The following is a 10,976-nucleotide window of genomic DNA, read 5'->3' on the forward strand; positions in this document are numbered from 1 at the left end:
AGGCTCACAGCCCCCTTCCGGCCGTGGGGGCGGCTCCGCCCTCCAGCAGCCGCTTGACGCCCTGCAAACTCAGCCCCCGCGTTTGGACCATGTGCTTGATCCACAGCAAGCGCTCGACGTCTGCCTGAGAAAACAGACGGTGCCCCCCGTTGGTACGGTGCGGCCGGATCAGCCCGTAATCCACCTCCCACGCCCGAATCCGTTGAGGGGACAGCTCGGTCATCTGCGCGACGGTGCGCATCGGGTAGATGGGCGTCGTACGCTGGGGACTCTTCGCCATCGCAGGACCCGCCGCGTCCCCCGCACCCCCGGCTACTGGATGCCCCGTTCGCGATAGTAGCGCAGCGCGCCGGCGTGCATCGTGATGGGCATTCCGGCCCGCGCGGTCTCGGGCCGGATGTCCCTGCCGCGGGCGTGCGCCGCGTGCAGCACCGCGACGTTCTCCCAAAGCGCCTTCGTCAGATCGTAGATCAGGTCTTCCGGCAAGTCCTGCCGCGTGACCAGCATCGCCATCACCGCCACCGTCGGCACGGCCTCGGTCTGGCCGCGGTACGTGTTCGCCGGGATGGTGACAGGCGTGTAGTAGGGGTAGCGCTCGCGCAGGCGCGCGACCACGTCCGCCGGCACCGGTACGATCTTGAGGTCGCGCGTCGCGGCGATGTCCTGCACCGCCGCGGTCGGGGTCCCCGCGGTGATGAACGCCGCGTCGATCACGCCGTCCTTGAGCTGGTCTGCAGCCTCGGCGAAGTTCAAGAAATCCGGCTGGACGCGCTGCGCACGCACGGCGGGGTTGACTCCCCCGTAGTAGCCGATGTCGTAGACCTGCAGGATCTGCCGTGCGTTCACTTCCGTTCCGCTGCCCGGCGCACCGACGGCCACGCGCTTGCCGCGCAGATCGGCGACCGAGTTGATGTTCTTCTGACGCAGCGTGACGATCTGGATCGTCTCCGGATACAGCATCGCCATTCCGCGCAGCCGCTCCTGCCGGTCGCCCCGGAACATCTCGATGCCGTTGAACGCATAGTACGCGATGTCGTTCTGCACGAACGCCACGTCGACGTCGCCGCGCTGGATGAGTCGGATGTTCGCGACCGACGCGCCGGTGGACTGCGCGCTGGCCTGCACGCCCGGCACCCGCTCCGTCCACATGCGGGCCAGCGCGCTACCCAGCGGGAAGTACACCCCCGCCGTACCGCCCGTTGCCACGTTCACAAAACGCCGTTGCTGCGCCAGGGCTCCGGTCGCCCCCAGCGCGAGCGCGGCCACCAGCACAACCGCCATCCATCGCGTGATCCTCACCTGCATCCCTCCCCTGTAATTTGTGTTGCCGACATCCCGCCTGCTCAGTGCTGCTTACTCTGGTTCCGTCCCCTGCGCGACGCCTACGGCAACACGACCAGGCGCGAGCCGTCGACGCGCAACAGCAGTACCTCCCGCGCCGGATTCCCGAAACGGTCGAACGTGAGGGTGCCGGTCACACCGGGATAGTCCCGGATCGTCGCTACCGCCTCCCGCAGCCGCGTCCGGTCAGCCGCCCCGACCTTCCTGAGCGCCAACGCCACCACGCGGACAGCGTCGTAGGCCTGCGCGGCGAACGGATCCGGGTCGTGGCCGAACTTCCCCCGGTACGCGCGCACGAACGCGCGGACCGCGGGGACGGGGTTGTCGCGGAAGAACGCCGCCGCCACGATCATCCCGTGCGCCCGCCCGGCCATCTCGCGCACCGCCTCCTCGTTGGCGAACGAATCGGGCGCCAGCACGCGCAGGTTCACCAGTTCCGCTTCGGCCGCCTGTTCGAAGAACGCAGCACCCTCGTCCGGGTAACCCGCGAAGACGAGCGCCTGGGGACGCTCCGAGCGCACCGCCCGGACGAACCGTTCGAAGTCGCGCGTGCCGTCCCGGAACAGGCGCTGCGCGACGACCTCCCCCCCGCCCGCGACGAACTCCTCCACGAAGGCCAAAGCGACCGCGGTTCCGTACTCGTTGCTGTCGTACATCACGCTGACGCGCCGCAGCCCCGCCCCCAGTGCGTACTCGGCCAGCGCGCGGCCCTGCAGCGTGGCCGGCAGCGCAGTGCGGAAGAAGAAGTCCCCCGCATACGGCACCTCGCCCGTCGCCCCGGGGCTGATGAGCAGCAACTTCGTGCGCGACGCCAGCGGCGACAGCGACACGGCGACCGAATCCGTGAAGGCGCCGATCACCGCCACCGCATCCGTCTCGCCCGCGATGCGTGTGAAGATCTGTGCTGCGCGCTCGAAAGACCCCCCGTCGTCGGCGGTCCGGAGGTTGAGCCGGACCGCCCCCTCGGCCCCGACCTCCTCCGCGGCGAGCTCGGCACCTCGCAGGGCGCTGGCCGCCGCCGCCCCCACACCGCTTTGCAGCGGCAGGATCACTCCGACCGTGACCTCCATCGGAGTGCGCTGCCCCCCGCCGCACGCGGCCGCGAGCACCGTCGCGAGCAGCAACACCACCGTGCGCGCCGTCCGCGTCAACCCGCCACGTCCTCCTGCAACCGTTCGCCCGGCGGATTCTGAACGTTCGCGGGTACGCATCAAACTCCTGCTCTCGTCGGGGGAATCGCGCCCGATCCTCCGGCAAAAGCGCGGACAAACCGCGCCGTTCCACCGGGCGCGCATAGCGAAGAGCAAGTTTCAGGCCACGGGAGCACCCACCACGGAGAAGCGGTACACCCCCGGGGCTGCGCCGGAAGCTTCAGCGCCCGTCCACCAACCGGCGGTACAGGGACATCACATTGTAGACGTACCAGGAGGTCTCCGGGTAGGGGGGCACGCCGCCGTATGCCCGCACCGCGCCGGACCCGGCGTTGTAAGCGGCCAGTGCGAGGGCGACGTTGTGGTAGCCGTAGCGGTCCAGGTGACCCCGCAGCACACGCACCGTCCCGTAGACGTTCTGCTCGATGGAGAACGGGTCGTGCACGCCGACCGCCCTGGCGGTCGCCGGCATCAGCTGTCCCAAACCCTGGGCACCGGCCACCGAGACCGCGCGCGGCTCGAAGCCGGACTCGACCGCGATGACCGCGGCCACCAGGCGCGGATCGAGGTTGTGGTGCCGGCCGAAGTGGACGACCGATCGCCCGATACGGTCGGCTTCCGCGATCGTGAGCCTGCGGTTGTAGCGCCGCGCCAGCGCCGCGTACGTCCACGGGTCGGTGGCCACCATCCCGATGGCGCCCACGGGCACCGACGCGCGCCGTCGGCGCCGGACGAGTTCCGCCGCGGCGCTGCGTGGGGCCACGGCGAGGAGGCCGTCGAACACCGAGGTCGCCCCGTGCGACATCCCCACGGCCTCGTAGGCGTATCCGAGCCACAGCAACACGTCCGGCTGCTGGGGCAGGCGCGCACGCGCACGCTCCAGGGCGCCCACGGCAGCCAGGGCGTTGCCCGCCCGGAACTCGGCGGCACCCAGCCACAGCCACAGCGCGCCATGCGCGAACCCGCCCGCCAGCGCCCGCCGGAAGGCCGCAGCTGCCTGGCGGTACTCTCCGTTGTGGTAGTGAGCGAAGCCCAGTTGCTCCGGTCGCGGCCTGGCCTCAGACGGCGCAGCCGAAGCCAAGGACAGCACAACCCCCAGAACCCACGCCGCCAGGGCCCGGAGGGCGAATGCGCAGCGGGCAGGCCACTGCCCGGCCCCTGCGATCATGGAACGAATTGACGGAGGTGAGAGGCCACCCGGTCGAGGTGTTTTTTCATCTGCAGGCGCGCCCGACCGAGATTCCCACCCTGGCGCAGGCCGATCACCAGCGCGTAGTCGACCTCCACGGACGACAGCACCACGACGAACTTCTCAGCAGCGAGTACGCAGTACTCGAGCGGGCCACCGTTCATCTTGCGCGCGGCGTACGCCGCCACCTTGGTCAGTACACCCAAGTCGGCGGCCACCTTGTCCAGCTTCAGCGCGCCGTCCACGACGTGCGTCTCCAGCGGGGCACCGTCCAGGCGCACCACGGCTGCGCACAGCGCCCCCTCAACGCCGGTCACGATCTCCTGCAGCACCTCTTTCAAGGCCATCGCGCTCCCGTGGCGACGTCTCGCGCGCGGCCCCCCGGCGCGCCGCAACCGTCTCGGACTGGCTTCCACTTACAAGAGCAATACTCCTGCCGTCCTAGTCCGGGGCGCGGGTGCACCGCACCAACCGATCGCGCCCGACGACGCGCTCGAGCCACCGCATCAGTCGGGTCGTGACGAACTCACGACGATCCATCGGCTCCACGAGGATCGTGTACAGCCCCAACCAGTTTCCGGGAAGGACGTCGGTGAACAGCTGGTCTCCCACCAAGGCGGTCGTCGCCGGGGTTGTGTGCATCGCCCGCATCGCACGCACCAGACGGCACGGGTTGGGTTTGGGCAGTCCCCCGATCGCCGGCCATCCGAAGTGCCGCGCCAGCGTCGCGGCGCGCCGAAAGTTCGCGTTCGAGACCACCGCACCGCGCAGGCCGGACCGGCGAAACGCCGCCACCCACGCTTGGACGTCGGAGGGGACTTCGTCCGTGCGGTACGGCACGAGCGTGTTGTCTAGATCAAAGATGACCCCCGCAATCCCACGGGCCCGCAGAGCCTCAAGCGGTATCTCGCTGATGCGGCCGACTGCCGCGTCGGGGACGAGCCCCCTGCCCCGCTTCATTGTCCAGTTGCGGGCGCGCGGTCCGCGTCAACGGTCGCCGTGGATGGCGCGGATCGCACGGTTGTGTTCCTCCAAGGTCCGGCTGAAGACGTGGGAGCCGTCGGTTCGTGCTACGTAGTACAGGAAGTCGTGGGCTTCCGGGCGCACCGCGGCCTCGATCGCGGCGAGCCCGGGATTTGCGATCGGCCCGGGCGGCAACCCCGCAAACCGGTAGGTGTTGTACGGCGAGTCCACCTCCAGGTCGCGGTACAGCACCACATCCTTGTGCCGACCCAGCGCGTACAGAACCGTGGCGTCCACCTCCAGGCGCATGCCGCGCTGCAGACGGTTGTAGATGACACCGGCGATCCGCGCGCGCTCGGGGGCCAGGCGTGCTTCGCGCTCCACGAGGGAAGCGACCGTGACCACCTCGTGGGCGGTAAGACCCAAGGGCAGCGGGCCAGCGAGTAGGGCGCCGGCGGCCTCGCGAAAGCGGTTCACCATCATCTGCACAATCCTCTCCTCGGGCAGGCCCCGCGGCAACAGGTAGGTATCGGGGAACAGGTAACCCTCCAGCGACCCCGTGGCGTTGCCGCGCATCTGCGGGATCCAGAAGCGGTCGGCCTCGTGGGCAAAGCGCAAGAAGCGCTCCCGGTCCGCCAGACCCGCGCGCGCGAGCGCCTCACCGATCTGCGCGACCGTGTAGCCTTCCGGAATGGTGACCGGGTAGCGGACCACGTCCCCCGCCGCGAGCCGCGACAGGATGCGCCGGGCGCCCTCGTCGGGCGCGAACCGGTACTCCCCGGCCTGGAGCCTGGCTTCCAGCCCTTGCCACCGCGCGAGCATCCGGAACGCCCACGCGTCCCGAATCAGACCCCGCTCCCGCAGGGTCTGGGCGATCTGGGGAGTCGACGCCCCCTGGGGGATCGTGACCTGGACAGCCGGTCCGGTCCCCACCGGGCCGAGCGCCCAACCCACATACGTCCAGGCGCCGCCGCCCACGGCCGCCAACGCCAGCAGCAGCGCCCCCAGGGCCCGCCTCAGATCCTCGCCCTCCCGACCCGCGGGCGGACCGGTGCCGTCTCATCGGACGGCCGGGCGTACCGGAACCTACGGGGGAGCCCTATCCGGATCGACCAGCTCGATCTCGAAGTCATCGCCCTGTCGCACGAACTCGTCGACCACCCGCTGGAACTCGTCGTCGTCGTCCACGCCGACCAGGGTGTCCTCGTCCTCCAGGCGCAATACGCTGGCCGGCTCGTCCTCGGAAGCGCCGCTGGGCATGACCACCACGTACCGGCGTTCGTTCACCTCCACGTAGCCGAGTACGGTGAACTGATGCTCGTTGCCTTCCTCGTCGCTGACCGTGATCACGTCCTGCCCGTCGCCGTTTTCCTTGCCCACGGCAGCCTCCCGCTCTCCTTCATGCGTCCTCGCTCACCGGTCCTGACCCCGGGCTGGGCCGCCCGCCGGGTGTGCGGGCCGCCAGGTATCCCTGCAACATCCACGCGGCCGCAACACCGTCCCGGACACGCCGGCGTCGCGACCGGGAGACGTCCGCACCGACGAGCGCCCGCTCGGCCGCGGCGGTGGTCAACCGCTCGTCCCAGAACTCGATCGTCAGGTCCGTCGCGGCGGCCAAGTGACTCCCGAAACGCCGCGCGGCTGCGGCAGCCGGGCCTTCCGAGCCGTCCATGTTCCTCGGCAGTCCGACGACGATGCGCACGACCCCATGCGCGCGCGCAATCTGTGCCACGGCCTTGGCGGCCTGCGCGTCGCTTCGTCGCTCTACGTTCGGAAGTGGCCGGGCGATCGTACCGGTCGGGTCACTCAACGCCAGCCCGATGCGCTTGCTGCCCCAGTCGACGCCCAGGATGCATAGGCCACCGGAGGTGGTCGGCGATCTGGGGTCCGCGCGTTCGGCCATGCGCCGTCACCGGTTGGCCGGGCGCGCCAGCATCTCGCGCAGGACGTGGGGGACGCGGGCCAGCGCTTCGTCGAGTCTGTCCGGGTTGCGGCCTCCGGCTTCGGCCACCTCCGCCCTGCCGCCTCCGCTGCCCCCGACGATCTCCGCCACCGGACGGATCAGATCGCCGGCGCGGATGCGGTCGCACAGGTCGCGCGTCACCATTGCGACCAAAGCGACCTTTCCATCCTGTGCGCCCCCCAGCACCAGGGCACCGCTGCCCAGGCGCGACCGCAAGCGGTCGCCCAGACCGCGCAACGCCTCGCGGCTGAGACCGTCGAACCGTGCCGTGACAACCCGGACGCCCTCCACCTCGGCGGCCCCTGACAGCGTGCGGTCGATGTCGGCCGCCGCAGCTGACCGCTGCAGCGTCTGGAGTTCGCGCTCCAGCGCGTGCAGGCGCCGCTGCAACCGCTCCAACCGCGCAGGCACTTCCTCCGGAGAAGACCTGAGCCGGTCGGCGACCTCCTCCACCAACACCGCCTGCCGCGCCGCCCACTCGTAGGCCGCCCACCCCGCGACCGCTTCCACGCGCCGGATCCCCGCAGCCACCCCGCTGTCCTGGGTGATCCGAAACAGGCCGACCTCGGCGGTGTTCCGCAGGTGGGTGCCGCCGCACAGCTCGCGGCTGTACTCCCCGATGGAGACCACCCGGACCCGCTCGCCGTACTTCTCGCCAAACAGAGCCATCGCGCCCCGTTCGATCGCCTGCTGGTAGGGCAGGATCTGAGCGCGCACCGGAATCGCCTCTAACACTTTCTCGTTCACCCGGCGTTCGATGCGCCTTTTCTCGTCGGCCGTCAGCGGCTTCAGGTGAATGAAGTCGAAACGCAGCCGGTCGGGCGCCACCAGAGACCCCGCCTGCCGGGCGTGCTCTCCGAGCACCTCCCGCAGGGCCCGGTGAAGCAGGTGCGTCGCGGTGTGGTGGCGCATGATCTCGCGCCGGCGCGCCGAGTCCACGCGAGCGGTCACACGGTCCCCCACACGCAGGATCCCGCCCCGCACGACGCCGAAGTGGATCACCACCTCCCCGGCGGGCTTCTGCGTGTCCCGGACCTCGACCCTGCCCTTGGGGAACCGGAGCGTGCCGGTGTCCCCGACTTGGCCACCCGCCTCGGCGTAGAACGGCGTGCGGTCGAGCACGACGCCGACTTCGTCCCCGTCCTGCGCGGCGTCCGCCATCTCCGTGCCGCGCAGGATCGCCACGACCGTCGCTCGGGCGGCGTGCCTGCGGTAGCCTACGAACTCGGTCCGATGGGATTCGACCAGGGCCCGCAGCGCCGCCGGAGCGTGTTCCGATCGGAAGGCCGACTGCGCCCGCGCGCGCTCCCGCTGCCGCTCCATCTCGCGCTCGAAGCCCTCCCAGTCGACCTCCAGCCCCGCTTCCCGCGCGATGTCCTGGGTCATCTCACGCGGAAAGCCGTAGGTGTCGTACAGGCGGAAGGCCTCCTCGCCCGACAGGCGCGTCTGTCCACGCGCCCGGGCGGACGCGATCGCCACATCCAGCCGGCCCAGCCCGCTGTGCAGCGTCTGGGCGAAGCGCTCCTCCTCGCCGGTCAGCACCTCACGGATGAACGCCTGGTGACGGCGCAGCTCCGGGTAGGCGTCCCCCATGACGAGCACGACCTGGTCGGCGACGTCGGCCAGGAACGGATGGTCCAGTCCCAGGCGCCGCCCGAACCGGGCCGCGCGCCGGACGACCATCCGCAACACATAGTTGCGTCCCTCGTTGCCGGGCACCACCCCGTCGGCCACCAGAAACGCGGCGGCACGGGCGTGGTCCGCGATGACCCGGTAGGGCACGGGGTCAGCCCGCCGCTGGGCTTCGGTCTGCCCGCTCAGCTCTTGGACGCGCCGCATCAGCGGCTGGAACAGGTCGGTGTCGTAGTTCGTCGGCACGCCCTGCAGCACGCGGACGATCCGCTCGAAGCCCATGCCGGTGTCGACGTGCTTGGCGGGCAACGTCTCCAGCGTCGTGGGACCGGTGCGGTTGTACTGGATGAACACCAGGTTCCACAGTTCCAGAAAGCGCTCGCAGTCGCCGTTCACGCGGCAGACGTGTCCGCTCACGCCCCGCTTGTCGCAGGCATCCGGGCCCAGGTCGATGTGGATCTCGCTGTCTGGCCCACACGGTCCCACATCGGCCATCTCCCAGAAGTTCTCCTTGCGCCCGAAAAACAACACGTGGGAGGGGTCGAATCCCGGCTGTGCCCGCCAGATGTCGGCGGCTTCGTCGTCGCGGGGGATCTCACCGCGCTCGTCCTCGAAACAGGTCGCCCACAGACGGTCGCGGGGCAGACCCCAGACCTCCGTCATCAGTTCCCACGCCCACGCGATCGCCTCTTCCTTGTAGTAGTCGCCAAACGACCAGTTGCCGAGCATCTCGAAGAAGGTGTGGTGGTACCCGTCCCGGCCCACGTCGTCCAGGTCGTTGTGCTTGCCGGCCACCCGCATACACTTCTGCACGTCTACGACACGGGGGTGCGCGGGGCGTGCCCGGCCCAGGAACACGTCCTTGAACTGCACCATGCCGGAGTTGGTGAACAGCAGCGTCGGATCGGGCGGCACCAACGACATGCTCGGCACGCGCAGGTGCCCGCGCTGCTCAAAAAAACGCAAGAACGTCTCACGGATCTCGTTCGATCGCATCATCGCACCACTCTTCAGGATACCGTGGTGGGCGGTGCGGCGTCAGCCCACTCAGCGCCCGCGGCGTGCGATCCCCGGCCCTACGGACGCCGCGCGAGCAGGCGGCGCATGCGGTCCCACCATGTCCCCTGGCGGCGCAGCATGGCCAGGGCGCGTTCCTGCTCCTCGTCGCTGTCCAGCGCGACGTCCACCACGTCCTCGTCGGTGTCCAGCCAGTGGATGCGCCCGCCGCGCCGCCCCGTTGCGCCGACCTCCAACGCCGCGGCGGTCGCCGCCGGCGTGACGTCCATCTGTTCCAGGTGCATGCCTTCGCGCGCGGCGATCCGAACGGTCGCGCCGGTCTGCGTCTCCAGCTGGCGCAGCCACGCTCCACCGTCCTCGGTGAGCTCCGCGTACACGAGCGGGTGCACGTGGACCGCAAGCGCCGCCGGTTTTTGGGCGACCAGCATCCGGCGAAGCTCCCGCCGGACCCGGTGGGCCATCGTCTCCGCAGACAGCACGCGACCCTTGCCGTCGCAATAAGGGCAAGGCATCCGCATGACCTCCTCGAGGTCCTGGTAGACACGCTTGCGCGTGATCTCGACCAGACCCAGCTGCGTCAGGTCGATGATGTGCATCTTGGATCGGTCGCGCTTGACCGCTTCGTGCAGCGCCGCCAGCACCTGCCTGCGGTGTGCCTCCGATTCCATGTCGATGAAATCCACCAGGATGATCCCACCGATGTCCCGCAGGCGGATCTGTCGCACCACCTCCCCCACCGCCTCGAGATTTGTGTGCAGAATCGTCGCCGCCAGATCGCTCTTGCCCACGTACCTGCCCGTGTTGACGTCGATCACGGTCAGCGCCTCGGTGCGGTCCACGACGATGTAGCCGCCCGAGGGCAGCCACACCTTGCGGCGCAGCGCGTTGTGAAGCTCCCGTTCGACGCCGAACCGCTCGAAGATCGGTTCGGCGTCTTTGTACAGCTCGACCCGGGTACGCAGGTGCGGCGCGTACGACCCGACGAGATCGACGATGCGCTCGTACTCGCGGGGAGAGTCGACCACGAAGCGCTCTACCTCAGCGGTGAACAGGTCCCGCACCACCCGGCGGATCAGGCGCAGGTCCTGATACAGCAGCGCCGGGGCGCGGGCCGCCCGTGCCCGGTCCAGCACCCGCGCCCACACGCTGAGCAGGTAGCGCAGATCGTCCTGCAGGTCCTTCTCGGTGACCCCCTCGGCCGCGGTGCGGACGATCAGACCCATGCCCTGGGGCCGGATCCGCTCGGCGATCTCGCGCAGCCGCCGCCGCTCGCTCTCCCCTTCGATGCGCCGCGACACCCCCACGTAAGAGACGGTCGGCATCAGCACCATGTAGTAGGCCGGCAGAGCCACGTACGTCGTGACCCGCGCCCCCTTCGTCCGCATCGGCTCCCTGGTCACCTGCACCAGGATCTCCTGACCCGGCCGCAGCCGCTGCTGGATCGACCCCTCGCCGATGGCGTCCTCCAGGTCCTCGCCCCCGATGCGGTGGGAGCGGATGTCGGCCACGTGTAAAAAGGCGTTGCGAGGCAGGCCGATGTCCACGAACGCCGCATCCATGCCGCGCAGGACGTTGGTGACCTTGCCCTTGTAGATGTTTCCGGCCAGCGGGTCCCCGCGTTCGATGAGGATGTTCTGCACCCGGCCCTCCTCGAACAGCGCAACGCGGGTCTCGAACGGCTCGACGTTGGCGACGATCTGCTTGTTCATGCCCAGCCCTC

At 69.8% G+C, this 10,976-nt stretch carries 11 protein-coding genes; all 11 read right to left on the minus strand.

From position 1 onward, the window contains the following. Positions 1-4 precede the first annotated feature (4 nt). The gene (locus QN163_08720; protein ID MDR5684093.1) at positions 5-280 is read right to left on the minus strand and encodes a MerR family transcriptional regulator; all 276 of its coding nucleotides are present in this window, start codon (positions 278-280) and stop codon (positions 5-7) included. 32 nt (positions 281-312) lie between these two features. Further along, the gene (locus QN163_08725) at positions 313-1,305 is read right to left on the minus strand and encodes a TAXI family TRAP transporter solute-binding subunit (protein ID MDR5684094.1); all 993 of its coding nucleotides are present in this window, start codon (positions 1,303-1,305) and stop codon (positions 313-315) included. Positions 1,306-1,382: 77 nt separating this feature from the next. Then, positions 1,383-2,492 (minus strand): ABC transporter substrate-binding protein, encoded by a 1,110-nt coding sequence (locus QN163_08730; GenBank protein MDR5684095.1) that lies wholly within the window; start codon positions 2,490-2,492, stop codon positions 1,383-1,385. 220 nt (positions 2,493-2,712) lie between these two features. Continuing rightward, positions 2,713-3,660 (minus strand): lytic transglycosylase domain-containing protein, encoded by a 948-nt coding sequence (locus QN163_08735; GenBank protein ID MDR5684096.1) that lies wholly within the window; start codon positions 3,658-3,660, stop codon positions 2,713-2,715. After that, the gene (locus QN163_08740) at positions 3,657-4,028 is read right to left on the minus strand and encodes a hypothetical protein (protein MDR5684097.1); all 372 of its coding nucleotides are present in this window, start codon (positions 4,026-4,028) and stop codon (positions 3,657-3,659) included. Before QN163_08740 ends, QN163_08735 begins: the two co-directional genes overlap by 4 nt. Positions 4,029-4,122: 94 nt before the next feature. Then, positions 4,123-4,641: a YqeG family HAD IIIA-type phosphatase gene (locus QN163_08745; GenBank protein ID MDR5684098.1), complete on the minus strand. Its 519-nt coding sequence runs from the start codon at positions 4,639-4,641 to the stop codon at positions 4,123-4,125. A 27-nt stretch (positions 4,642-4,668) separates the two neighbouring features. Further along, positions 4,669-5,664 carry an endolytic transglycosylase MltG gene (gene mltG / locus QN163_08750; protein ID MDR5684099.1) on the minus strand — a complete coding sequence of 332 codons (996 nt, stop codon included), beginning with the start codon at positions 5,662-5,664 and terminating at the stop codon, positions 4,669-4,671. A gap of 66 nt (positions 5,665-5,730) precedes the next feature. Beyond that, positions 5,731-6,024: a DUF1292 domain-containing protein gene (locus QN163_08755; protein ID MDR5684100.1), complete on the minus strand. Its 294-nt coding sequence runs from the start codon at positions 6,022-6,024 to the stop codon at positions 5,731-5,733. A gap of 19 nt (positions 6,025-6,043) precedes the next feature. Further along, positions 6,044-6,547, minus strand: a complete 504-nt coding sequence (gene ruvX, locus QN163_08760) for a Holliday junction resolvase RuvX (protein MDR5684101.1) — start codon at positions 6,545-6,547, stop codon at positions 6,044-6,046. Between the two features lie 6 nt (positions 6,548-6,553). Beyond that, the gene (gene alaS / locus QN163_08765; protein MDR5684102.1) at positions 6,554-9,238 is read right to left on the minus strand and encodes an alanine--tRNA ligase; all 2,685 of its coding nucleotides are present in this window, start codon (positions 9,236-9,238) and stop codon (positions 6,554-6,556) included. A 77-nt stretch (positions 9,239-9,315) separates the two neighbouring features. Continuing rightward, on the minus strand, positions 9,316-10,965 hold the full coding sequence (locus tag QN163_08770; protein MDR5684103.1) for an Rne/Rng family ribonuclease: 1,650 nt from the start codon (positions 10,963-10,965) through the stop codon (positions 9,316-9,318). Positions 10,966-10,976 lie beyond the last annotated feature (11 nt).

Source organism: Armatimonadota bacterium, from assembly GCA_031432545.1.
Taxonomy (GTDB): domain Bacteria; phylum Sysuimicrobiota; class Sysuimicrobiia; order Sysuimicrobiales; family Sysuimicrobiaceae; genus Caldifonticola; species Caldifonticola tengchongensis.